A 24,746-nucleotide genomic window follows, 5' to 3' on the forward strand; every position below is an offset into this window, starting at 1 on the left:
AAAACGAAAGGCCCGGATCGCTCCGGGCCTTTCCAATTCGTATCTGCCGTCTGGCTATTCGGCCGCCTGGCGGCTGACCACCGTGACGCCGTCCTGCTCGGTTTCCACCAGGCCCGAACCTTCGGTCTTGATGAAGCGCTTCGAGCTGTCGATGTCGGCCGGGATCTCGACCGTCTCGCCTTCCGGTGTCACCGCGACGTGCTTGCGGCCGCCGAAGATTGCCCGGAACGGCCATGCGAGGACGCTCCAGATCGCTCCGAAGATCGAGCCGACCAGCTGGCCGAGCCAACCGTTCCTGATCACGCTCGGCGCGGTGATCATCACCGGCACCATCACCAGCGTCAGCGCGGTCGAGACGAACAGGCCCGAAACCAGTGCTGCCGACAGGTGCGTGAACCACGAACCGGCAAGGCCGCCCGACACGATCTCGCGCCGGATGAAGTCGAACTCGACGTTCACCGCCATCGGGATCACGCCCAGCGCCGTCACCGTTGCGGTGAGCAGCACTGGCCGCACGCGCTGCGCGGCGGTGATCAGCATCGCCTTGGTCGGCTCCACCCCGTCACCACGGTTGTAGTGGTTGTAGGTGTCGATCAGCACGATGCCGTTCTTCACCACGATGCCTGCCAGCGCCACGATACCGAGGCCGGTCATGATCGCCGAGAAGCTCATCCCGGTGACCACCATACCCAGCATCACGCCCGCCAGCGACATGACGACCGTCGAGAGCGTCACCAGCACCTGGTAGAAGCTGTTGTACTCGAGCAGCAGCACCAGGAAGATGATGAACAGCGCCGCGGCGAGGGCCTGCATGATGAACGCGTTGGTGTCGCCGATCTGCTCGTCGGCACCGCCGAACTTCACCGTCGTCGTCGCCGGGATGTCCTGCGTCTTCACCCACTCCTTGAGCTGGGCGATCTTGGCGTCCGCCGCGATGCCCGGGTTCAGGTTGGCAGCCACGCCCATGACATAGAGGCCATTCTTGCGGCTGATATTGGCGACCTTCGGCACTGCTTCGCGCTTGATGAAGTTCGAGACCGGCACAAGGCCCTGTTCGGTCACGATCCTCAGCGAGTCGAGGCTGTCGAAGCTGCGCTCGTCGAGCGGCAGGCGCACGCGGATATCGAGTTCGTCGTCCGCGTCGTCCGGCCGGTACGAGCCGAGCTTCACGCCCGACGTCACCAGCTGCACGTAGGGGCTGAGCTCACGCACGCCGATGCCGTACTTGGCCGCGGCAGCGCGATCGATCGTCACTTCCCAGTCGATACCGGGGGAGGGGCGGCCGTCTTCCACGTCGATGGTGTCGCCGAGATCGTTCTCGACGTAGTTGCGCAGCTTCGTCACCACCGGTGCCAGGTCGGCATAGTTGGTGCTCTGGACCGTCAGGTTGATCGCCTTGCCGGCCGGCGGACCGTTCTCCTGCGCCGCGATCTGCACTTCGAGGCCCGAGATGCCCTTCACCCGCTCACGGATGTTCTGGAAGATCTCCTCGGCCTTGACGCGTTCGTTCCACGGCTGCAGCTGCAGGTTGAACTGCCCGATGGTGTCCGGCGGACCGCCGCTCGAGAAACCGTCACCGCCACCGCCCGAGAACGTCATGATCGAGTCCTGCACACCCTGCACCTGCAGGATCTGCGTCTCGACCTCGGCCAGTAGGTCGCGGACCTGGACAGGCGAGTAGTTGCCGCGGGCGATCACGTTGACGGTGCCGAACTCGGCCTCGGAGGCCGGGAAGGCTTCCATGCCGGTCGGGTTGGCGATGTAGGTGTAGAACATCAGGCCAACGATCGTGAAGCCGCCGAGCAGCGTCAGGATCGGGTGCCGGATCAGGTGCTGCAGCGTGCGCACATAGACGCCCGTCGGCCCCTTCACCTTCTTGGTGTCGAACTTGTCCGGATACATCACGACGTCCGCGGCTTCCTTGGCCTTGGCGTCCACATGGGTCGAGGCGATGATCGCGCCGATCACCGGCATGAACACCAGCGCCGAAAGCAGCGAGGCGCACATCACCACGATCACGATGATCGGCAGGTAGCTCATGAACTTGCCGATGATGCCCGGCCAGAACAGCAGCGGCACGAACGCGCCCAGCGTCGTGAAGGTGGCCGAAACCACCGGCACGAACATCTTGCGCGCCGCGAGGATGAATGCCTCCTTCTTCGAGACTCCCTCCTGCAGCTTTCGTTCTGCGTATTCCACCACCACGATTGGATCGTCGACGAGCACGCCCACCGCGAGCACCAGGCCGAACATGATCATCATGTTGATGGTCATGCCGAGCATCTGCACGATCAGGAACGCGATCATGAACGAGATCGGGATCGAAGTACCGATCATGAGCGCTGGGCGCACGCCGAGCGTCGCCACGCACGTCACCATCACCAGGGCCACAGCGGTCAGCACCGCCGCTTCGAGCGAGCGGAACAGGTTCTTGGTCTGGTCCGCCTGGTCGATCAGGAAGCTGTGCTGGATGCCGGTCGGCCAATCCTTGGTGAACGCGGTCGTCACGCTGCGGACCTGGTCGGAAACGTCGATGACGTTCGTTCCGAGCTCCTTGATGACGCCCAGGGTGATGGCCGGCTGGCCGTTCACGTGGGCGAACTGCGTGGCGTCCTGGAACGTGCGGGTGATCGTCGCAACGTCGCCGAAGGTGACGACGGTGTTGCCGTCGGTCTTGATCGGCAGCGAATAGACGTCCTGCGCGTTGGTGATGAGGCCCGGGACCTCGACGTTGAATGAACCACGGCCGGTATCGAGCGTACCGCCCGGCACCACCATGTTGTTCTTGGCGAGCGCATCGAGCAGCTGGCCGGCCGTGAGGTTGAACGCCTCGAGCCGGTTCATGTCGATGGTCACGGCCAGCATCTCGTCGCGCGAACCGGAAATGGTCACGCTCTGCACGGTCGGGATATCTTCGAGTGCTTCCTTGAGGTCCTTGGACCGCTGCACCAGAGTGCGCTCCGGCACGTCGCCGTAGAGCGCCACCGAGATCGAGGGCTGGTTGGTGAACGAGATCTCGGTCACCGACGGCACCGTCGCATCGTCCGGCAGGTCGCCGGCGACGCCGTCGAGCTTGGCGCGGATGTCGGCCAGCGCTTTGTCGCTGTTGGCATTCACGTTGAACTCGAGGAACACCGAGGCGTGACCGGTGGTCGCGGTCGAGGTGTAGTTCTCGAGCCCGTCGATGTCCTTGACGCGATCCTCGATGGGCTTGGCCAGGAGGCGCTCCGCATCGCGCGGCGACACGCCGGTCTGGCTGGTCGACACGTAGAAATACGGAATGTCGATTGCCGGGAAGCTCTCCTTGGGCAACGACACGTAGGCGCTGAAGCCGGCAAACAGCAACAGCACCATCACCGTCAACACGACCCGCGGCATGCGCAGGACGCGTTCGAGGAAATTCATCATGACTGCACCCCTTCAGCAGCGGCTTCGGCCTCGCTCGAAGCCGGCGTCCCCGTAACGTTGGTCGCGTCGACCTTTTGGCCCGGCACGACGAATTCCTGGCCCACGGTGATGACGTCCACCGTCGGCGGCAGCCCGGTCACCCAGACGCCCTGGCGGGAGTCCGAGATAATCGTCACGGGATAGAACTCGACCACGCCGTCCTTGACGGCCCGCACCCCAAGTGCGCCGTCGTCATCGAGCGTCAGCACCGACTGCGGCAGCAGATGCGCCGGAACGGTGCCCAGATTGACCGTCGCCGTGGCGGTGATGCCCGAGAGCACCTTGCCGTCCTTGTTCGGCAATTCGATCTCGATCGGGAACGACCGGGTCGCCTCGTCAGCAAGCGACGCGATGAAGCTCACCTTGCCCTCGACCGTCTGGCCGGTGACGGTCGTCACCGCAGCCGGCAGGCCGAGTTCGGCGCGGGCGATCCGCGATTCCGGTACGTTGGTGATGAACAGCATCGGATCGAGCTCCACCACCGTCGCGCATGCCTGGCCGGGGCTCAGCACGCTGCCCACGGTAGCCATCGGGTCCTGCACGATGCCGGACACCTTGGTGGTCACCTTGGCGCGGTCGAACTCGAGCCGGGCCTGGTCGAACGCGGTCTGCGCCTGGCGCAGCGTCGCTTCCGAGGCGATACCGGTGTTGGCGGCGGCCAACCCCTTGTCGCGCAGCGCCTTGTTGGAGTCGTAGGCGGTCTGTGCCTGGGCCAGCGCAGCCTCGGCCTGCGCCACGGCAGCGGCACGGGTGCCTTCGTCGAGGGTGCACATCAGGTCGCCCGGCTTCACCAGCTGACCCTTGGTCACGTTCACCGCAGTGACGATGCCGCTGGTCTCGGGGGTGATCGTCGCGGTCGACTTGGCCTTGGTCCGGCCGCGCAGCGGCACGTCCAGCGGCATCGGCTGAACCTTGTAGGTCTCGGTCCGCACTGAGCGCACGGTGCCCTCGCCGCCATTGTTCTCGGCGACGCGCTCGGCGATGGTCAGGTGCGGGTCGATCCCGCCCGCCTCGGACTCATGCTCGGCAGCCGTAGCGCTGCTGTGCAGGAATGGAATGATCGGCCGTTCGCCGTTGCCCGGGCCGTTGCCCCCGGCCACAAATACGCCGCTGCCGAGCCACAGGGCTCCAGCTATGACGATGGCGCCGGCAACGCCGTAAGAAATGATTGCTCGCATAATCTGAAAGTCCCTCTATTCCGCCGCAGCGGCATCGTCCCGATCCGGACGCGCCAGCGCTATCAGTTCGGCCCCATGTGCCTCGATGTAATCACGGGCCGCTTGCATACAAGTGCGCCCATAATCGATGACCCAGGCGTCACCGGGGTGGTTGTGTTGTTGCTTGAGCCGGTCGAAGTCTTTGAGCGTTGCGTCGACCTCGACGATTCGCTCGTTCAGACGCTGCTCGACCAGCGATTGGGGAAGCTCGGAGGCGAAGCGCAGGAACAGCAGAAATTCGCTGCGGAACTCGTCCTCGCCAAGCTTTTCGAATAGTGACTGGATGAAGGCCGAACGGCCCGCTGTTGTGATCGAGTAGATCTTCTTGGCGGGCTTGCCGTCCTGTTGCTCGACACGCGAAGTGACTAGCTGTTCCTGTTCCAGCTTGGCCAAAGCCGGATAGATCGAGCCATAGCTGGCGTCGATGAAATACGAATACTCCCCTTCAACGGAGAGCTTCCTGATCTCATATCCAGTAGCTTCGCCATCATAGAGGATGGCAAGGCAGATGGTTCTGACGTTCATGGCTTCCTATCCGGCTGGCATATAACGGACCAGCATATGCCGGGCCTATATATGGAGCCGCGAGAAAGCGCAACAAGGGGTGAAGTACGGGCTGCCATGCATTTTCTTCATGGCCAACCGTTTGAATACTAACGGTTTCCCGTCAGGCGTCGGCCAGACGCACCATTTCGACCAGTGCCTTCAACGCGAGTTCCTGGCTGGCAGCGGCCACAAACCAAGCATTGAGGAAGCTGGCGTCCCGGTGTCCGCAGGTTAGCGGCAACCGGTCGAGACCCAGTACCACACCGCCCGCCGCCTGCAGCACTGCCTGGCCTGCGGCGGTGTCCCATTCCGAAGTTGGGGTAAACCGCGGGTAAAGCTGCGCTGCGCCTTTGGCCAGAAGGCAGAACTTCAGCGACGAGCCCACCGACACGTCCTCTGCCACCTGCAACGTGTCGCAAAGCTCGGCCAGTGCAGCATGCCCGTGCGACCGGCTGGCGACGATCCGCAACGGGTGCTCGGTTTCGCTCACCCGCAGCGCGCGAATATCGGTGATCTGCCTGCCGACGACCTTGCCGGCGAACGCCCCGGCGGTCCCGCCCCAATAGATGTCGTCGGTCGCCGGCGCCAGCACGACACCGCTCACCGGATGGCCGCCTTCGCAATAGGCGATGTTCACGGTGAACTCGCCGTTGCGCTTCAGGAACTCCTTGGTGCCATCGAGCGGATCGACGACGAAGAAGCGCTCGCCCAGCTCGGGAATACGCCCAGCCGCCACGCTCTCCTCGGCCAGCACCGGCACGCCGGTCGCCTCGAGTACGGCGAGGATAATCGCCTCGGCCTTCTGGTCGGCCTCGGTTACCGGCGAGCCGTCCGCCTTCTCCATGGCGACGGCGCCCCGCTGATATACCTCGCGGATCGCCTCGGCCGCCTCGATCGCAGCCTCGTTCATCAGGTCGGTGAAGTCGCTGCTCATTGGATTTCCGAGACTCTTTGGACTTCAACGTCCAGTCCTAGGTCGAGCGGCTTGGCGCCCATGGTGATCTGGCTCGATGAGATATAGTCGACGCCGGTTTCGGCGATGCCGCGCACCCGCTCCAGCGTCACCCCGCCAGAAGCTTCGAGCCGCGCCCGCCCATCATTGAGCCGAACCGCTGCCCTCAGCAGTTCGTTGTCCATATTGTCGAGCATTACGATAGTGGCGCCCGCGTCCAGAACCTCCTCGAGTTCGCTGAGGCTCGTCACCTCGATCTCGATCGCCACCAGATGCCCAGCCGCTGCCCGCGCCGCGCGATAGGCCTTGCCGGCGCCGCCTGCCACCGCGACATGGTTGTCCTTGATCAGGATCGCGTCACTGAGCGCATAGCGGTGGTTCGAACCACCGCCGCAGCGCACCGCGTATTTCTCGAACGCCCGCAGCCCGGGTGTGGTCTTGCGCGTATCGCAGATCCGCGCACCCGTTCCGGCGACCGCTTGCACAAACTTCTGCGTATGCGCCGCGATGCCACTGAGATGATTCAGGAAGTTGAGCGCCGTCCGCTCCCCCGCCAGCAGTTGCCGCGCATCGCCGGCCACCACCGCGACAATGTCGCCCTTCGCCACCGTGGCGCCGTCGGCCACCTGCGGGTCGAACGAAACCCCGCCGCCCACCTGTCGGAACACTTCGACCGCCAGCGGCAGTCCGGCGATCACCCCGGCCTCGCGTGCCGACAGCGTCGCCGTTGCGACAGCCCCGGCCGGGATCGTCGCCTGCGAGGTCAGGTCGCCGGCTAGTCCGAGATCCTCGGCAAGTGCCCGTCGGACTGCGTCCTCGACAAGGGCAGGGGGCGGGGCGGCGATGGTGGCAGTGTCGCGCATTTGCTGGGCTCTGATGGCGTGGTCGGTTTACGCGACGGCGCCCCGGCAAGCAATGCCACGGGCGTTCAGCCGGCGGACCGTTAGTTTCATAGCCGGAACGAAACCCCCGCCAACCCGTTGAGTAGTAAGCGCAGTTCCGGGCGGGTTGGCTGTTGCATAACAAGAAAACTGGAGAATAAGCATGCAACTCAAGCGATTGTTGCTGACCACCACGAGCCTATGTCTGCTCTCACTCATGCCGCTTCCGGCCATGGCGCAGGATGCGGGTCTCACCGCCGCCTACAATGCCTATGTCGCAGCCAGTTCCGGCACCGACGCCGACGCCAAGGCCGCCGCCGAAGCCGCCTTCCTCGCTGAATGCCAGCGCGTCGGCACGCCCGAACTCGAGGCGTGTATCGCACTCGCCACCGGTGCCGCGGCAGCCGAGCAGCCCGCTGCTCCGGCTGAAGAGCCAGCCGCTCCGGCTGAAGAACCCGCTCCGCCGGCTGAAGAGCCTGCGCCGCCGGCCGCTGAAGAACCGGCTCCGGCATCCGAACAACCGGCCGCTCCCGCTGAGGAGCCTGCCGCGCCTGCTGCTGAGGCACCTGCCGCTCCTGCTGAGCAGCCCGCAGCCGAACCCGCACCTGCTGATCAGCCCCCGGCTGAGCCAGCGCCTGCCGAGCAGCCCGCTGCTGCCAACGATCCGGCCCTCAAGGCCGCCTTCGAGGCTTATGTCGCGGCCAGTTCCGGCACCGATGCCGGCGCCAAGTCGACGGCCGAAGCCGCCTTCCTCGCCGAGTGCAACCGCTTGGGCATCCAGTCGCTCGACGAGTGCCTGGCCCTGATGGGTGGTGCCCCGGCAGCTCCGGCTACGCCTGCCGCACCGGGCGAAGCTCCGGCGGCCCCGGCCACTGACCAGTCCGGCCAGCCGCTCGAGCAGGTCACCGACCAGCAGACCCCCGATGCTCCCGTCGCTCCGGTGCTCGATAGCGCCAAGGACGCCGCCGGTGCCGGCACCGAGGCGCCTGCGCCTGCCGAAAAGCCCGCCGAACCCGTCGCGGCTCCGGCATCCGATGCAGATGCACAGGCCGCCGCACCGCCGCCTGCCGAACAGGTCGAAGCCACGGTGGTAACGCCTGGTGAAAAGGTCGATCAGTTGCCGGTCGCCGAACCGCCGAAGAATGCCGATGTCGTTCAGAAGACCGACGACGATCGGCTGATCATCAAGATCGGCATCAACTTCGATATCTTCACGCCCTACAAGGACCGTGACCGTATCGGCCGCGACAACGACGTGACATACGAGCGGCTGGACAACGACCGCTACCGCCAGACCGTCATCCGTCCTGACGGCACCCGCATCATCACGGTGTGGAACCGCGATGGCGAGATCATCCGCCGCGTAAAGGTGCTACCGGACGGCACGCGCATCATCATCGTCTTCTACGCTGACGACGATCGCGACGACGATTGGCGCGATCCGGGCGACGACCTGCCGCCCTTCTTCCTGCCGATCCCGGTCAACGAATACGTGCTCTACAGCGAACGCGCCGATGAGAACGATATCGAGCTGTTCCTCAGCGAGCCGCCGCTGGAACAGGCCGCCCGCGTCTACACCGTCGACGAGGTCAAGCGCTCTGCCCGTATCCGCGACACGGTCCGCCGCGTCGAGATCGGCGACCTGACCTTCGAAACCGGTTCGGCCGAACTCGGCCGCGACCAGGTCGGCTCGCTCGGCAAGGTCGCCGCCGCGATGCAGAAGATCCTCGACCGCAACCCAGGCGAGACCTTCCTCATTGAAGGCCACACCGATGCCGTCGGTTCGGACGAATCCAACCTCGTCCTCTCCGATCAGCGTGCCGAGACAATCGCCAACCTGCTCACCGAGTTCTACGACATCCCGCCGGAGAACCTCACCACGCAGGGTTATGGCGAGCGCTACCTGAAGGTCGAGACCGACGGCGAAGAGCGTGCCAACCGTCGCGTCACCGTCCGCCGCATCACCTCGCTGGTGACGCCTAAGGCGAGCTGATCGCTGGATCATCAAGCACAGAGCCCCGGGCCACGGCCCGGGGCTCTTCCTTGTGCGCCAAAACTCCCAGTCGTCTCCCTCCCCCCATCGCGGAGGGGATCAAAAGTGGGAGCCACCCGCTCGATCCCCCGTGATCCTCCCCCGCGTGGCGGGGGAGAGGGACCGGCGAAGCCGGTGGAGGGGGCGGCCACAACCTCGATGCCCACCCTAGACAAGCCACAATCCCTCAGTCTAATTGAACAACGTTCAGTTGGAGTTGCCGATGGCCCGTCGTGCCGATCACTCAAAAGAAGAACTGGCGAGCCTAGTCGTCAACACCGCCGAGGAGTTGATCGCGGAGGAGGGGATCGACGCCTTCTCCGCCCGCTCGCTGAGCCGCGCCATCGGCTACACCGCCGGCACCCTCTACCACCACTTCAAGGACCTCGACGACATCGTCACCCAGGTGAATACCCGCACCTTGGTCGGCCTCGCCCAAGCCTTCGCCGACGCCACCCCATCGTCCGATCCCCGCCAGATGCTCCACAACTACGCCGATGCCTTCCTCGGCTACATCACCCTGAAGCGGAACCTCTGGAACGCCCTGTTCGAGTTCCGCCGCAAAGCCGATCAGCCGGTCCCCTCCTGGTACATCGAAGCCATCGCCTCGCTGATCCGCATCATCGCCCAGTGCTTTACCGACATCCGCCCCGATCTCGACGAGAAGACCGCCCGCCAGTCCGGCCAGCTGGTCTTCGCCTCCATCCACTCCGTCGTCTCCCTCGACAGCTCCGGCCGCCTCAGCCTCGTCATGGACCGCGACATCGGCAAGGTCGTCCACGAACTGGTCGACATGCACATCCTCGCCTACACGCACCGGGCGAAGTAGGCGGGCGGTTGCGCTCGACGCTCCCACCACCACCAGCTGTCATCCCGGCGAAAGCCGGGACCCAGTGCACGACACCCTCCACACGAACGCCCTCTCCGACCCATCCGTGAAAGACCGGATGGTGTCGCTACCGCCGAATCTTCCGACCAGTGGGTCCCGGCCTTCGCCGGGATGACGGCCGGATATGCTCTGTTCTCCACAGCCAAAGCTCACCTCATTTCCCACCCAAACCATTGATTCCACTTAGCTTAAACTCCAATCTAAACGCCGTTCAATTTTCCACTTGAACACCGTTTAAAACCCTGTATGTTGATCCTCGTGAACAGCGTTCAATTAAACGCCGACACCAACCGAAGGGAGACGTACTGCGATGTTGAACGTTCTGAAGACCTTATTCCTGGGAGCCTCGGCCCGTGCCGAAGAGCAGCTCACCGACCATTTCGCCATCGACCTGATCGAGCAGAAGATCCGCGAAGCCGAGGGCGCGCTGTCGCTCGCCAAGACAACGCTGGCCGCGCTGATCATCCGCCAGCGCAACGAAGAACAGACCCTCAACCGCCTCAACACCCAGATCGCCGATCTGGAAACCCGGGCCCGCCAGGCGCTGGCTGCCGGCCGCGAAGACCTCGCTGCCGACGCCGCATCGGCCATCGCCAATCTCGAGAACGAGCGCGCCGTGCGTCGCGACACGCTCGATCAGCTGGCCAACCGCGTCGCCCGCACCCAGGCCGCGGTCGAGAAAGCCCATCGCCGCATCCTCGACCTGCGGCAGGGGATGATCTCGGCCCGCGCCGCCGATGCCGAACGCAAGGCACAGAAGTCGCTGAACCGCTCGATCGGCTCCACCACCTCGATCCGCGAAGCCGAAGAACTGATCGCCCGCGTCGTCAATGGTCCCGATCTTTTCGCCGAAAGCGAAGTACTGGACGAGATCGATGCTGGTCTCAACCAGACCGGTATTCAGGATCGTCTGGGTCAGGCCGGCTTCGGCAGCAAGAACAAGGTCGATGCATCAGATGTTCTTGCCCGGCTTAAAGGTTCGTCCACGGTTCTCTGAGCAACTGAAGCAACTTATTCAATTCAAATCCAACGGGAGATAAATCATGGAATCCAATAACGGCATCTACATTCTGTTCAACGCCTGCGGCGTCGCCGCCGCGCTGTTCCTTCTTGCCCTGTCGCTCTGGTTGGCGCCGGTCGACCTCGCCACCAAGGGTTACTGGGGCATGGGCATCGTGCTGCTGATGGGCAGCCTCGTGAACCTGGTCAAATACCGCATGGACGACCGCCAGAGCCGCGACGCCGTTCGCCAGCTCGAGCAGGCCAAGAACGAAAAGATCCTCAAGGACTACGTCGGCAACCAGTAACGCCAGTCACTGTCGAATGAAGGAGCCCCGGACCGCAAGTCCGGGGCTCCTTCATGTCTACCCACCGGCCCGCACCTCCCCCTCGACGGGGGAGGCAAGCGAAGCTTGTGAGCGCTGCGAACTAGCGAAGCCGGAGGGGGGGCATCCCGCGCACCGGGGTGCGCGTCCCTCCGTTGCCTTTTCCCGCGCTCCGTCCCATTCTCCGCTTCGACTAACCGGTCAACCCGGGCGACTAAGGGCAGGGGACTCCATGCAAAAGATCATCGCCGCGCTCGATCAGCGGCGCACCGACGCCCGTCTCGGCGGCGGCCAGAAGCGGATCGACGCACAGCACGGCAAAGGCAAGCTCACGGCCCGCGAGCGCCTCGATGTCCTGCTCGATCCTGGCAGCTTCGAAGAATACGACATGTTCGTCACCCACCGCGCGGTGGATTTCGGCATGGAAAAGACCATTATCCCCGGCGACGGCGTCGTCACCGGCTGGGGCACCATCAACGGCCGCCTGACCTACGTCTTCAGCCAGGATTTCACCGTTTTCGGCGGCTCGCTCAGCGAAACCCACGCGCAAAAGATCTGCAAGATCATGGACCTCGCCGTGCAGAACGGCGCCCCGGTGATCGGGCTCAACGATTCCGGCGGCGCCCGCATCCAGGAAGGCGTCGCGGCCCTCGGCGGCTATGCCGAAGTGTTCTGGCGCAACGTCCAGGCCTCCGGCGCCATCCCGCAGATCTCGGTCGTCATGGGCCCCACCGCCGGCGGTGCGGTCTATTCCCCCGCCATGACCGACTTCATCTATATGGTGAAGGACACGTCCTACATGTACGTGACCGGCCCGGACGTGGTGAAAACCGTCACCTCCGAGATCGTCACCCACGAAGAGCTAGGCGGCGCCTCGACCCACACCAAGGTCAGCTCCGTCGCCGACGCCGCCTTCGACAACGACATCGAGACCCTGCTCGAAGTCCGCCGCCTGTTCGATTTCCTGCCGCTCAGCGCCGCCGACAAGCCTCCAGTCGCCGCCGTCAACGACAGCGTCGACCGCGCCGAGCCCAGCCTTGACACCCTGATCCCGGACAGCGCCCAAAAACCCTACGACATGCGCGAGGTGATCCTCAAAATCGCCGACGAAGGCGATTTCCTCGAGATCCAGAAGGACCACGCCGGCAACATCCTCGTCGGCTTCATCCGCCTCAACGGCTCCACCGTCGGCGTCGTCGCCAACCAGCCCCTCGTCCTCGCCGGCTGCCTCGACATCAACAGCTCCAAAAAGGCCGCCCGCTTCATCCGCTTCTGCGACGCCTTCTCGGTCCCCATCCTCACCCTCGTCGACGTCCCCGGCTTCCTCCCCGGCGTCGCCCAGGAATATGGCGGCATCATCAAGCACGGCGCCAAGCTCCTCTTCGCCTACGCCGAAGCCACCGTCCCCAAGGTCACCGTGATTACGCGCAAGGCCTACGGCGGCGCCTACGACGTCATGGCCTCCAAGCACATCCGTGCGGACGTCAACTACGCCTGGCCCACCGCCGAAATCGCGGTAATGGGCGCCAAGGGCGCCACGGAGATCCTCTACCGCTCCGAGCTGACCGATAAAGACAAGATCGCCAAACGCACCGCCGACTACGAAGCCCGCTTCGCCAACCCCTTCGTCGCCGCCGAACGCGGCTTCATCGACGACGTCATCATGCCAAATGAGACGCGACGGCGTGTGGCCCGGGCATTCGAGATGCTGAAGGGGAAGAAAGCGGTCATCCCCCTGAAAAAGCACGGGAACATCCCGCTGTGATTGGCTCGATGCTCTTCCACGAGTGGAGCGGCACCCTCCCCCTCGCGGGGAGGGTTGGGGAGGGAGGCGCCAAACGCTCGAACGCTGGTGAGACCAGCCCGTGATGTTCAGCGGCCCGCAAACGAGAAAAAGGGGCGGTTCTCCAGTGAGAACCACCCCCTCGACTTTCAATGGAGAAGCTGGAGCTTCCGGCTCCCCCACCCATGCACCCCTACTGCTGCGCCTGATACTGATCCGTCAGGGCGTCGAGCCGCGCCGTCGCCCAAGCCATGATTTCCGGCGTCAGGTAAGCCTCGCCACCCGCTTCGGCGACGCGGTTCTTGTTGGCGGCCGCCAGCAGCGCGGCCTTCAGGGCGTCCTCGCCGGTAAGCGGCTCCAACTCGGCGATTTCGGTTTCCAATCCGTCGATCACCAGCTGCTGGTCATTCACCGCCGCCAGTTCGGGGCTGGCATTGATGGTTTCCAGCGCCGCGACAAGCGCAGTCTGTTCATCGATCGCAGCTTGGTTCGTCGGGTCGGTGGCAATCGCCGTTTCGAGCTCGCCCAGCCGGGCATTAAGCCCGTCGAGCGTCGGGGTGTCGTAGACCGTCGAGCCATCGAAGGCGACCAGTCCGGATACGGACGTACCGATAATCGCGTCCAGTTCGGTCTGCAGGCCCGCCAGGGTCTCGTTGGCGGCAGCGAGGTTTGCCGTCGCCGTTTCCAGCGCCGCGCTGGCCGCGACAAATTCACGAACCTGCTCCATCCGCTTGTCCGAGCTGTTCATCAGCCCGTTGATGTTGCGCTTCAGCGAATTGAGCCCGGCCAGCTGGGCGTTGAGGTTCTTGGTCTTGGCCGCCTTGGTCGTGGTCGTCGTCACCGTCTCGGTATCGGCGACCTTCTTGGCCTTGCCCTGCGACTGCCCTTCGGCGCCACCACCGCCACCCCCGTGGCCGTTCCCGCCGGCGTTGCTGTGCTCGCTGCCGCCGCCGTTGCCCCCGCCGTTGCCGTTACCCCCACCGTTTCCACCACCACCGCCATTGCCGTCCCCACCGCCATCGCTCTTGTCCTTTGCTATCGCCTGCAGGTCAGAGAGCGCGGTGTGGTTCATCAGCACCGGAGCGGCGATCAACGCCAGCGCCGTTGCAGAGAGCACGATCATATTGCGGATTGGGTGAGACATTTGGGCTTCCTCCTCCCCGGGACGATGCGTAGCCGGGGTGCGGATGAGGCCTATCTGCGCGTTAAGAACGTAAGCCTTCGTCCCGCAGCATTTGATGAAAATGCCGCGCAACCCGCCAGCAGGATCGCGTAAACTCCAGTGATGTTCTCCTCACTCCTCATCGCCAATCGCGGCGAGATCGCCTGTCGCGTCATCCGCACCGCCAAGCGCCTCGGCATCCGGACCATCGCCGTCTATTCCGACGCCGACCGTGAGGCCGTCCACGTCAGGCTCGCCGACGAGGCCGTCCACATCGGCGGCTCGGCCGCCCGCGACAGCTACCTCTCGATCGAAAAGATCGTCGCCGCCTGTCGCGCCACCGGCGCCGAAGCCGTGCATCCCGGCTACGGCTTCCTCAGCGAAAACCCGAGCTTCGCCGCCGCCCTCGACGCGGCCGGCATCATCTTCGTCGGCCCGCCGGTCAAGGCCATCGAGGCGATGGGCGACAAGATCACTTCGAAGAAGCTCGCCGCCGCGGCTGGCGTCTCCACCGTGCCCGGCCACATGGGCCTCATCGCCGATGCCGAGGAAGCCGTCACCATCTCGCGCTCCATCGGCTACCCGGTGATGATCAAGGCCTCGGCCGGCGGTGGCGGCAAGGGCATGCGCATCGCCCACAATGATGCCGAAGCCCGCGAAGGCTTCGAGCGCTCCAAGTCCGAAGCCGCCTCCAGCTTCGGCGATGATCGCATCTTCATCGAAAAGTTCGTCACCGAGCCGCGCCACATCGAAATCCAGCTGATCGGCGACCAGCATGGCAACGTGCTCTGGCTCAACGAGCGCGAATGCTCGATCCAGCGCCGCAATCAGAAGGTCATCGAGGAGGCGCCGTCGCCATTCCTCGACGCCGCCACCCGCAAGGCGATGGGCGAGCAGTCCGTCGCCCTCGCCAAGGCCGTCGGCTACACCTCAGCCGGCACCGTCGAGTTCATCGTCGACAAGGACCGCAACTTCTACTTCCTCGAGATGAACACCCGCCTGCAGGTCGAGCACCCGGTCACCGAGCTGATCACAGGCCTCGACCTCGTCGAACTGATGTTCCTCGCCGCCGCCGGCGAAAAACTGCCACTCACGCAGGAGCAAGTCCCGCTCAACGGCTGGGCCATCGAGAGCCGCATCTACGCCGAGGACCCGTTCCGCAACTTCCTGCCCTCCACCGGCCGTCTCACCCGCTATCACCCGCCAGCCGAGCAGGCGACGCCCGACCTCGTGGTGCGCAACGACACCGGCGTCGCCGATGGCGGCGAGATCTCCACCTTCTACGACCCGATGATCGCCAAGCTCTGCACCTGGGCCCCCACTCGGATCGAGGCGATCGACGCCATGGAGGACGCGCTCGACGAGTTCGAACTCGAAGGCGTCGGCAACAACATCCCGTTCCTCGCCGCCGTCATGGGCCAGGAGCGCTTCCGTTCGGGCCGTCTCACCACCGGCTACATCGCCGAAGAATTCCCCAACGGTTTCAGCGGCGTAGAGCTGGATGCGGAATCACTGACGCATCTCGCCGCGCTCGCCTGCTGCTCCGCTTTCGCCCTCGACAAGCGGCTCTATCCGACTACCCCGGAACCCCGAGCCGTCATCATCGGCAACCAGCGCTGGGATTTCTCGGTCCGCGCCGACGGCATCGAGTACTGGCTCACCGCCCCCGACGGCAAGAAGCTGCTGGTCGAAAGCGGCTGGAAGCCCGGCAACTCCATCTGCATCGGCCGCGTCGACGGCCACCTGCTGCACGTCAAAGTGCAACGCCTCACCAGCGGCTTCCGCCTCCGCCACCGCGGTGCCGACCTCATCGCCAAGGTGCTGCTGCCCCAGGTCGCCGACCTGATGCCGCTGATGCCGGTCAAGCTCCCGCCGGACCTCAGCAAGTTCCTCCTCTGCCCGATGCCCGGCCAGATCGTCCGCATCGACGTCGCCGAAGGCGATATCGTCGAAGACGGCCAGACCCTCGCGATCGTCGAAGCGATGAAGATGGAAAACGTGCTGAAAGCCGAAAAGCGCGCCCGCATCAGCAAAGTCCGCGTCCAGGCCGGCAGCGTGCTCGCGGTGGACGAGGTGATCCTGGAGTTCGAGGCGATATGAGTGGCCCCACCTTCGCCGACTGGGCAAAGCTCGCGCAGAAGGACCTCCGCGACACCCCGGTCGAGTCGCTCAACCGCGACTACGGCGATCTCCCAATCCGCCCGGCCTACTTCCCCGAAGACGCCGCCGACCCCGGTCTCCCGGGCGCCGCCCCGTTCACCCGCGGCGTCCGCGCCACCATGTACGCCAACCGCCCGTGGACCATCCGGCAGTACGCCGGCTTCTCCACCGCCCGCGAGTCCAACGCCTTCTACCGCCAGAACCTCGCCGCCGGCCAAAAGGGCCTGAGCGTCGCCTTCGACCTCGCCACGCATCGCGGCTATGACAGCGACCACCCACGCGTCACCGGCGATGTCGGCAAGGCCGGCGTCGCCATCGACAGCGTCGAGGACATGAAGATCCTGTTCGACGGCATCCCGCTCGATCAGATGTCAGTCTCGATGACCATGAACGGCGCGGTCCTCCCCGTCCTTGCCATGTTCATCGTCGCCGCGGAAGAGCAGGGGGTGAAGCCGGCCCAGCTCGACGGCACCATCCAGAACGACATCCTCAAGGAGTTCATGGTCCGCAACACCTACATCTATCCGCCCGAGCCGAGCATGCGGATCGTCGGCGACATCATCGCCTACACCGCCCAGAACATGCCGAAGTTCAACTCCATCTCGATCTCCGGCTACCACATGCACGAGGCAGGAGCGACGGCGGTCCAAGAACTCGCCTACACCCTCGCCGACGGCCGCGAGTACGTCCGCGCCGCCCAGGCCCGCGGCCTCGATATCGATGCCTTCGCCGGCCGGCTGAGCTTCTTCTTCGGCATCGGCATGAACTTCTTCCTCGAGGTGGCAAAGCTCCGCGCCGCGCGCACCCTCTGGCAGAAGATCATGGTCCAACTGGGTGCCAAAGACCCCCGATCGCTGATGTTGCGCACCCATTGCCAGACTTCCGGTGTGTCGCTCACCGAGCAGGATCCGCACAACAACATCGTCCGCACCACCATCGAGGCGCTCGCCGCGGTGCTCGGCGGCACCCAGAGCCTCCACACGAACAGTTTCGACGAAGCCATTGCGCTGCCAACGGAATTCTCCGCCCGGATTGCTCGCAACACCCAGTTGATCCTGCAGCACGAGAGCCGCGTCACCGACGTCGTCGACCCGCTCGGCGGCTCCTACTACATCGAAAGCCTCACCGCCGACCTCGTCGCCCGCGCCGAAGCCCTGATCGCCCAGGTTGAAGCCGAAGGCGGCATGACCGCCGCCGTGCAGGCCGGCACGCCAAAGCTCGAAATCGAAAAAGCCGCCGCCCTCCGCCAGGCCCGCGTCGACCGCGGCGAAGACGTCATCGTCGGCGTCAACCGCTATCGCCTCGAGAACGAGCACCCGATCCAGATCCGCGAGATCGACAACAACAAGGTCCGCGAGGAGCAGGTCGCCCGCCTCGCCGAAGTCCGCCGCACCCGCGATCCCGACAGGCTCTCCGCCGCTCTCGCTTCCCTCCAGGCCGCCGCCCGCGCCGATGGCAATCTCCTCGCCGCCAGTATTGAAGCCGCCCGCGCCCGCGCCACCCTCGGCGAAATCTCGGCGACCCTCGAGCAGGTCTTCAACCGCCACTCCGCCATCACCCGCGTCATCTCCGGCGTCTACGCCGAAAGCTACGCCGCCGACCCGCAATACGCCGCGCTCACGGAGCGCATCGCCGCCTTTGAGAAGGCCGAGCACCGCCCGCCAGCGCTGTTCATCGCCAAGATGGGCCAGGACGGCCACGATCGCGGCGCAAAAATCATTGCGACCGCCTTCGCCGACCTCGGTTTCACGGTCCACATGGGCGACCTGTTCGAAACCGCCCCGGAAGTCGCCACCCACGTCGCTGAGCTCAAGGTCGACGCCGTCGGCGTCTCCTCCCTCGCCGCCGGCCACAAGACGCTGGTCCCCGAACTGATCTCCGAGTTGCAGGGCAGGGGCCTCGGCGACGTCACCGTCATCGTCGGCGGCGTCATCCCCGAACAGGACTACGCCTTCCTCCGCCAAGCCGGCGTCGCCGAAATCTTCGGCCCCGGCACCAACGTGCTGGAAGCCGCGTTCAGCGTGCTCAACCAGATCGAGGGAAAGCTAAGCAACCGATGATCGGCCGCCTCAACCACGTCGCCATCGCCGTCCCCGATCTCGCCGCCGCCGCCGCGAAATATCGCGATCTCCTCGGCGCCGACGTGCACCACCCGCACGACCTGCCCGAACACGGCGTCACCGTGGTATTCGTCCACCTCGAAAACACCAAGATCGAGCTGATGACCCCGCTCGGCGCCGACTCCCCCGTCCGCAAGTTCCTCGAAACCAACCCCTCCGGCGGCATCCACCACGTCTGCTACGAAGTCCCCGACCTCGCCAGCGCCGCCCGCACCCTCACCGAAGCTGGCGCCCGCGTCCTCGGCGACGGCAAGCCGCGCATCGGCGCCCACGGCCTCCCGGTCCTCTTCCTCCACCCCAAGGATTTCGACGGCACCCTGATCGAGCTCGAAGAGGTGAAGCCCGAGCTGCAGCCCGCCTGACTTATCCCCGCGCGAAACCGCCCGCCTATCCTCGGCTCACCGACCCGAGGACACCATGACCACCAGCACCCACCTGAAGCTCCCCTTCATCCTCCCGGCCCAGGCCGGCAAGCACATCACCCACAACGAGGCGATCGCCGCCCTCGACACCCTGGCGCAACTCGCCGTGCTCGACCGCGACCTCTCCACCCCGCCGTCCAGCCCCGCGACCGGCGCTCGCTACATCGTCGGCCCAAGCCCCACCGGCCCATGGTCCGGCAAGACCAACCAGATCGCCACCCACGACGGCGCCATCTGGCTGTTCCACGCCCCCGAACCGGGCTGGCTCGCCTTCGTGCTCGACGAAAACGGCCTCCTCGCCTGGAGCGGCAGCGCCTGGCAGCCGACGCTGGGCCTCGATGCCACCGCGGCCAAACTCGGCCTCAACACTGCCGCCGACGGCACGAACCGCCTCGCCGTCAAATCCGACGCCATCCTCCTCAGCCACGACGACGTCACCCCCGGCTCCGGCAATGTGCAACTGAAGCTCAACAAGGCGGGTGCCGGGCAGTCCGCCAGCCTCCTCTACCAGACCGGCTTCTCCGGCCGCGCCGAACTCGGCACCACCGGCGATGACAAGCTTCACCTCAAGACCAGCCCGGACGGCACCACCTGGCACGAGGCCCTAGTGGTCGATCCGGCCACCGGCCACATCGGCATCGGCACCGCCGCGCCAGCCGTCCGTCTCGACGTCGATGGCCCGATCCGCCCCAAATCCTACACCATCGCCACCGCCCCCGCCGCCMGCGCCGGCGCTGGCCAACTTATCTACTTCGCGGATGAATCCGGCGGCGCCACGCTCGCCTTCTCCGACGGGACCGATTGGCGCCGCCTCGCCGACCGCGCCATCGTCAGTTAGCGGTGGCAATCGCCCAACATGGCATCGCTGCAATTGGCCCCGGCGTCTCCCTGTGCTACGCGAGCACGCGACTAACCGCCCGGGGCACCCATGCTCAAGATTCTCAGCAACGCGCTCACCGACATCGTCGGCGGCTACGAGCAGCGGCGCGTCTGGATCGCGCTGGCCACCGAGGACATCTTCGATCAGCACCGTCGCACAACGCTCGGCCCCCTCTGGCTGCTGGTCAACTATTTCGCCTTCGCAGCCACCTTCATCTTCATTTTCACCCCGGCGCCGTTGGACCCGCTGCACGCCATCTACATTGGCGTCGGTCTCCTCGTTTGGCTCTACATCACCGACACGATCACCCAGGCGGTATCGCTGTTCGAACGCGAAGAGGGGTTCATCAAGGGCACGACCCTTCCGCTGTCGGTCTACGTCATGCGCCTGACGCTGCAGAACCTCATCCGTTCCGGCTACGCCCTGGCTGGCTGCGTCATCATCTTGCTCCTTGCCGGGGTAGCCGTCACCGGTGCCTGGATGTGGTCGGCGCTGGGTATCGCCCTTGTACTCATCGCCTCCCCCGCTGTGGTGACGGTCTTTGCCTTCCTCGGCGTGTTCTTCCCCGATAGCCAGTTTGTCGTCGCCAACCTGATGCGCGTCGCCATGTTCGCCACTCCGGTATTCTGGGGCAACGCCGGCGGCGATCCGCTGCGTACCGCGCTCTACTACTGGAACCCCTTCACCTACTTCCTCGACATCGTCCGCGAGCCGATCGTCGACGGCACCGCGCCGCTCAATTCCTTCGGCGTTTGCCTCATCATCACGCTGGCAATGTGGGCCATCGCCGTCCTGCTGCTCGGCACCTTCCGTCGCCAGGTGGCTTTGATCGTCTGATGGTTTCCATTCGCGCCGACGATCTGCATCTCAACTACCAGGTGCGGGAAAAGCTGACCCTCCGCCCCCGCGACAAGCGCTTGCCGCAAACCGGCGGCACCATCTCGGGCAGCGGCTCGCATCGCTTCGTCACCGCCCTCGATGGCGTCAGCTTCGAACTCAAGGCCGGCGATCGCCTCGGCCTCGTCGGCGCCAACGGCGCCGGCAAGACCACCTTGCTCAAGGTGCTCTACGGCATCTACGAGCCCACCGCCGGCAGCCTCGACATCCGCGGTAAGGTCGATGCCCTGTTCAACATCAACCTCGGCTTCCGCCCCGAAGCCACCGGCCGCCGCAACATCCTGCTGCGCGGCCTGATCAACGGCTGGACCGAGGCCGAAATCGCCGAGCGCACCGACGAAATCATCGAGTTCTCCGAACTCGGCGAATTCATCGACCTGCCCTTCAAGAGCTACAGCCAAGGCATGGGCGCCCGCCTCGCCTTCGCCATCGCCACAACGATGGAGCCGGAGATTTTGTTGATGGACGAATGGATCGGGGCAGGGGACGCGAGCTTCCAGAAGAAGGCGACGGACCGGATGAACCTGCTGGCCGAGAAGGCGGGCATCATTGTGCTGGCCAGCCACAGTGAAGAGCTGCTCGCGAAGACCTGTAACAAGCGGCTCGAAATGGAAAAGGGCAAGGTGAAGGCGTTTGGCTGAGGATTTCCCTTGGGCCACTGATCGCCCAGCCTCTCGTTAGTACGTCACCCGGGCCGCCCTCAAGCCTCCGCGTCACCTTCGCCTCCAACCCAGCGATCGACCAACCGGGCGCTACGGTGCTGACAGCACGTCCCTCAGATGCGCCTCGATCATCGTGACGCCCTTCCACCCCAGTTCCGCCGTCCCTTCGCGGGCGCTGCGCGTGTACCACTTCGCGTCGTCTATCCGGGCCATCTCCACCGCCTCCGGACAGAGCGCCAGCATCAACGAGGTCTCGCCGATCCCCGCGTGATCGAACGGGTACTTGCTTATGATCTCCGCCGTCATCAGCGGGTGGCCCTTGATCCAGTTGAACGGGTCGTCGCCTGTCGCGTGCTGCTGGTAGTAGTCGTCCATCCCGGCCTGGCCCCACCAGCCTTCGCCCCGATGCTCCTCGAGCCACGCGAAGATCGCCTGCCGCGCCGCGAACTTGAAGCTGAGGTCGGTCGGCATTCCGGCCGCGAAGTTCTCGCTCTGGTGGTGGATGAAGAAGTGGATGTTGCGAAATCCCACCCGCAACAGGCTGCGGAACAGGTCGCCCGCAAACGGCGCCAGCGCCTGCTGGCCAACCTGGATCGAGCCGTTCCCCTCCGGCGGCTCCACGGCGTAGCTGGCGGCGCCGTAGTAGAACGGCGGCAGGATCACCAGGTTCATCTCGGCCTCCAGCCGCTCCAGCACCTTGATCACCACCAGCGTATCCATGCCCACTGCCATGTGCTCGCCATGGTACTCGAGCACCCCCAGCGGCAGCACGACCGGCCAGTTCTCCTCGATCGCCCGCCGAATCTGGTGCGGCAGCATCATCTCGTAACGCATCGTCTCCCCTCGCTTGCGTCTCTCCGGCTTTCCATGGACATTAGCCGGCAAGGGCAGGGGAGAAAATCATGCTCAAGGGGATCGACCCAATTCTGAATGCCGACGTGCTGCATGCGCTCAAATCCATGGGGCACGGCGACGACCTGATCATCGCCGACATGAACTTTCCCTCGGATTCGATCGCGCGCCAGACCGTCTACGGAAAGCTCCTGAAGCTGGAGAATGTCACCGCCGGCCGCGCCGCCGAGGCGATCCTGTCGCTGATGCCGCTGGACAGCTTCGTGCCGCACCCGGCGTTGCGCATGGAAATCGTCGGCAAGCCCGACGAGGTGCCCGCGGTGCAGCAGGAGGTCCAGGCCGCCATCGACAAGGCCGAGGGTAAGCCATCTCCCATGGGCTCGATCGAGCGCTTCGCCTTCTATGAGGCCGCCAAGCAATCCTACGCCGTCATCCAGACCGGCGAGCGCCGGTTTTATGGCTGCTTTGTCTTCAAGAAGGGCGTCCTGCCGCCCGAAGCATAGGCGGAAGTGCGCATTCATTGGTGAAAGCAAATGCCGCTCACCCATGAATGCAAGTGCTCTTTGTGCAGTCCGGTGCGCCGGCTCGCGCCGCCAACCTGTTGACTTCTAACATGTTAGCTCCGTACCATTCATCAGCATCCCGCACATAAGGATGCGCTCCCTGGGGAGGGACTTAGGCAGGGGTTGAGGGACTTGGGTTGCGCTGTGGCGCCGCCCGACCTGCCATTCAGTTTCCCATCGAGCGCCGGCGCGGAGGCGACAACGCCGCTCGAGCGGCGATTTGAGGGAGAACTGACGTGAAACTCGAACTCTACAACGCGGTTGCTGCCATGCAGGCGAACCGCCGCAACTTCCTGAAGGGCGCTGCCGCGCTTGCCGCCGGCACTGCCCTGAGCAGCTCTTTCGCCGGCCGCGCCCTCGCCCAGGACAGCGTGCGCGCCCAGATCCTGCAGATCCCCGGCGTCGGCAAGGGCTCGCCCACCGATGCCGACTGGCAGAAGGTCGGCGAACTCTGCCTCGCCGCCACCAAGGCAAACGTCGCCGAGGGTGAATTCGCCGGCGTTGAGCTCACCTTCATGGGCCTCAACAACCAGAACCTGCACAACTTCCTGTTCCGCGGCTTCCTGAAGCCGTGGGAAGCCTATACCGGCGCCAAGATCAACTGGATCGACCTCGCCCAGGCCGACTACAACCCGCGCCTGCAGCAGTCGATCGCCACCGGCACCGTCGATTTCGATATCGTCGAGATGGGTGCACCCTTCGAGGGCGATACCGCCAGCAAGGGCCTGCTCGACGAGATGCCCGACTGGGTGAAGACCCAGATCGAGGCCGACGACCTCGTGGACTATCTGAAGGCGCCGGTCGGCACCTGGGATGGCAAGACCTACCGCATTAACATCGACGGCGATTGCCACACCTTCGCCTACCGCAAGGACTATTTCGGCGACGGCTCGATCAGTGGCATGGCCGACGTTCCGACGCACTGGGAAGATTTCCCGGCGCTGGCCACGGCCCTTGCCGGCAAGAACGATCCGATCACCGGAACCCCGGCCTACGGCTTCATCGACCCGCTGAAGTACCAGTGGGGCGGCTTCGGCTTCTACTTCCTTGAAGACCGCGCTGCCGCTTACGCCAAGCATCCGGACGATCCGGCCTGGCTGTTCGACCCCGACACCATGAAGCCGCGCGTCAACAACCCGGCCTGGGTGCAGGGCATCCAGGACGTGCTCGATCTGGTCAAGGCCAACGCCTATCCGCCTGATCAGCTCAACGCCGATCCGAACGCCACTGCCTTCTCGCAGTTCCTCGGCGGCACCGGTGCGGCCCTCACCTGGTGGGGCGACGTCGGCTCCAACGCCCGCACTTCGGACACCTCCGTCGTCGGCGATGTCGTTGGCTTCTCGATCAACCCTGGTGCCAAGAAGGTCTACAATTCGAAGACCAGCGCCTGGGAAGAGAAGGAGAACTTCGCTCCGAACATGGCCTATATCGGCTGGGGCGTTTACGTCACAAGCCGCGTCTCCGCCGACGAGAAGAAGCGCAAAGCTGCCTGGTCCGCCGCTGCCCATCTCGGTGGCAAGGACATCTCGCTGTGGACCGCCGCCTATCCGTCCGGCTTCCAGCCCTACCGCAACTCGCACTTCCAGTACGAGGAGTGGGAAGCGGCCGGTTACGATCGCGCCTTCGTCGAGGATTATCTCGGTTCCAACCTCGACAGCTACAATCACCCGAACGCGGCGATCGAGCCGCGTATCCCCGGCATCTTCCAGTACTATTCCATCGCCGAGGACGAACTGGTGAAGGGCATCAACGGCCAGTACGCCGGCGCTCAGGAAACCGCCGACGCCATCGCCGCGGCCTGGGAGAAGATCACCGACCAGATCGGTCGCGACAATCAGATCAAGCTCTATAAGGCCTCGCTTGGGCTCTGACGCCCTGCGCTGATTGACAATCCACGGCTGGTGGCGGACCGTCACCAGCCGATTTCGTTCTGAGCCCGAACTGTTCGATGAGGCG

At 64.9% G+C, this 24,746-nt stretch carries 20 protein-coding genes; 13 read left to right on the forward strand and 7 right to left on the reverse strand.

Annotated elements, in window-relative coordinates; all coding sequences use genetic code 11:
• Window positions 1–54: 54 nt before the first annotated feature.
• From AC1DWU_RS12550 to nadC, 5 genes are all read right to left on the reverse strand, one after another.
• The gene (locus AC1DWU_RS12550; protein ID WP_477150316.1) at window positions 55–3,408 is read right to left on the reverse strand and encodes an efflux RND transporter permease subunit; all 3,354 of its coding nucleotides are present in this window, start codon (window positions 3,406–3,408) and stop codon (window positions 55–57) included.
• Entirely contained in the window at window positions 3,405–4,625 is a 1,221-nt protein-coding gene (locus tag AC1DWU_RS12555; protein ID WP_477150317.1) for an efflux RND transporter periplasmic adaptor subunit, read from the reverse strand. The genes AC1DWU_RS12550 and AC1DWU_RS12555 overlap by 4 nt, the downstream gene beginning before the upstream one ends.
• A gap of 15 nt (window positions 4,626–4,640) precedes the next feature.
• A complete protein-coding gene (locus AC1DWU_RS12560; protein WP_477150318.1) occupies window positions 4,641–5,189 on the reverse strand; it encodes a PadR family transcriptional regulator in 549 nt (182 codons plus the stop codon).
• Window positions 5,190–5,331: 142 nt separating this feature from the next.
• Complete coding sequence (cysQ, locus tag AC1DWU_RS12565; protein WP_477150319.1) at window positions 5,332–6,144, reverse strand: 3'(2'),5'-bisphosphate nucleotidase CysQ; 813 nt, start codon at window positions 6,142–6,144, stop codon at window positions 5,332–5,334.
• Window positions 6,141–7,025, reverse strand: a complete 885-nt coding sequence (gene nadC, locus AC1DWU_RS12570; RefSeq protein WP_477150320.1) for a carboxylating nicotinate-nucleotide diphosphorylase — start codon at window positions 7,023–7,025, stop codon at window positions 6,141–6,143. The genes cysQ and nadC overlap by 4 nt, the downstream gene beginning before the upstream one ends.
• A 181-nt stretch (window positions 7,026–7,206) precedes the next feature.
• Here nadC and AC1DWU_RS12575 point away from each other — a divergent pair, with 181 nt between their 5' ends.
• The 5 genes from AC1DWU_RS12575 to AC1DWU_RS12595 all read left to right on the forward strand — a co-directional run bounded on the left by AC1DWU_RS12575 (window position 7,207) and on the right by AC1DWU_RS12595 (window position 13,054).
• Window positions 7,207–9,036 (forward strand): OmpA family protein, encoded by a 1,830-nt coding sequence (locus tag AC1DWU_RS12575; protein WP_477150321.1) that lies wholly within the window; start codon window positions 7,207–7,209, stop codon window positions 9,034–9,036.
• Window positions 9,037–9,298: 262 nt separating this feature from the next.
• Window positions 9,299–9,904, forward strand: a complete 606-nt coding sequence (locus AC1DWU_RS12580; RefSeq protein ID WP_477150322.1) for a TetR/AcrR family transcriptional regulator — start codon at window positions 9,299–9,301, stop codon at window positions 9,902–9,904.
• Window positions 9,905–10,274: 370 nt separating this feature from the next.
• On the forward strand, window positions 10,275–10,961 hold the full coding sequence (locus AC1DWU_RS12585; protein WP_477150323.1) for a PspA/IM30 family protein: 687 nt from the start codon (window positions 10,275–10,277) through the stop codon (window positions 10,959–10,961).
• Window positions 10,962–11,007: 46 nt separating this feature from the next.
• Window positions 11,008–11,271, forward strand: a complete 264-nt coding sequence (locus AC1DWU_RS12590; protein WP_477150324.1) for a YiaA/YiaB family inner membrane protein — start codon at window positions 11,008–11,010, stop codon at window positions 11,269–11,271.
• A gap of 250 nt (window positions 11,272–11,521) precedes the next feature.
• Window positions 11,522–13,054 (forward strand): acyl-CoA carboxylase subunit beta, encoded by a 1,533-nt coding sequence (locus AC1DWU_RS12595; protein WP_477150325.1) that lies wholly within the window; start codon window positions 11,522–11,524, stop codon window positions 13,052–13,054.
• 211 nt (window positions 13,055–13,265) lie between these two features.
• Here AC1DWU_RS12595 and AC1DWU_RS12600 read toward each other — a convergent pair whose 3' ends face one another.
• Window positions 13,266–14,216 carry a hypothetical protein gene (locus AC1DWU_RS12600; protein WP_477150326.1) on the reverse strand — a complete coding sequence of 317 codons (951 nt, stop codon included), beginning with the start codon at window positions 14,214–14,216 and terminating at the stop codon, window positions 13,266–13,268.
• Window positions 14,217–14,357: 141 nt separating this feature from the next.
• Here AC1DWU_RS12600 and AC1DWU_RS12605 point away from each other — a divergent pair, with 141 nt between their 5' ends.
• The 6 genes from AC1DWU_RS12605 (at window position 14,358) to AC1DWU_RS12630 (ending at window position 21,354) form a co-directional block, all read left to right on the forward strand.
• Complete coding sequence (locus AC1DWU_RS12605; RefSeq protein WP_477150327.1) at window positions 14,358–16,334, forward strand: acetyl-CoA carboxylase biotin carboxylase subunit; 1,977 nt, start codon at window positions 14,358–14,360, stop codon at window positions 16,332–16,334.
• Window positions 16,331–18,454 carry a methylmalonyl-CoA mutase gene (gene scpA, locus AC1DWU_RS12610; RefSeq protein WP_477150328.1) on the forward strand — a complete coding sequence of 708 codons (2,124 nt, stop codon included), beginning with the start codon at window positions 16,331–16,333 and terminating at the stop codon, window positions 18,452–18,454. Before AC1DWU_RS12605 ends, scpA begins: the two co-directional genes overlap by 4 nt.
• On the forward strand, window positions 18,451–18,876 hold the full coding sequence (gene mce, locus AC1DWU_RS12615; RefSeq protein ID WP_477150329.1) for a methylmalonyl-CoA epimerase: 426 nt from the start codon (window positions 18,451–18,453) through the stop codon (window positions 18,874–18,876). Before scpA ends, mce begins: the two co-directional genes overlap by 4 nt.
• A gap of 55 nt (window positions 18,877–18,931) precedes the next feature.
• The gene (locus tag AC1DWU_RS12620) at window positions 18,932–19,774 is read left to right on the forward strand and encodes a DUF2793 domain-containing protein (protein ID WP_477150330.1); all 843 of its coding nucleotides are present in this window, start codon (window positions 18,932–18,934) and stop codon (window positions 19,772–19,774) included.
• 90 nt (window positions 19,775–19,864) lie between these two features.
• Entirely contained in the window at window positions 19,865–20,653 is a 789-nt protein-coding gene (locus tag AC1DWU_RS12625) for an ABC transporter permease (protein ID WP_477150331.1), read from the forward strand.
• The gene (locus AC1DWU_RS12630; protein WP_477150332.1) at window positions 20,653–21,354 is read left to right on the forward strand and encodes an ABC transporter ATP-binding protein; all 702 of its coding nucleotides are present in this window, start codon (window positions 20,653–20,655) and stop codon (window positions 21,352–21,354) included. The genes AC1DWU_RS12625 and AC1DWU_RS12630 overlap by 1 nt, the downstream gene beginning before the upstream one ends.
• Before the next feature lie 111 nt (window positions 21,355–21,465).
• Here the strand turns inward: AC1DWU_RS12630 and AC1DWU_RS12635 are convergent, their stop codons facing one another.
• Window positions 21,466–22,209, reverse strand: a complete 744-nt coding sequence (locus AC1DWU_RS12635) for a creatininase family protein (RefSeq protein WP_477150333.1) — start codon at window positions 22,207–22,209, stop codon at window positions 21,466–21,468.
• Between the two features lie 68 nt (window positions 22,210–22,277).
• Here AC1DWU_RS12635 and AC1DWU_RS12640 point away from each other — a divergent pair, with 68 nt between their 5' ends.
• Both AC1DWU_RS12640 and AC1DWU_RS12645 read left to right on the forward strand, forming a co-directional pair.
• Window positions 22,278–22,730 (forward strand): RbsD/FucU family protein, encoded by a 453-nt coding sequence (locus tag AC1DWU_RS12640; protein ID WP_477150334.1) that lies wholly within the window; start codon window positions 22,278–22,280, stop codon window positions 22,728–22,730.
• 296 nt (window positions 22,731–23,026) lie between these two features.
• A complete protein-coding gene (locus AC1DWU_RS12645) occupies window positions 23,027–24,661 on the forward strand; it encodes an extracellular solute-binding protein (RefSeq protein ID WP_477150335.1) in 1,635 nt (544 codons plus the stop codon).
• Window positions 24,662–24,746: the final 85 nt, after the last annotated feature.

The sequence above is a fragment of the Devosia sp. P2_G7 genome (genome assembly GCF_056403495.1).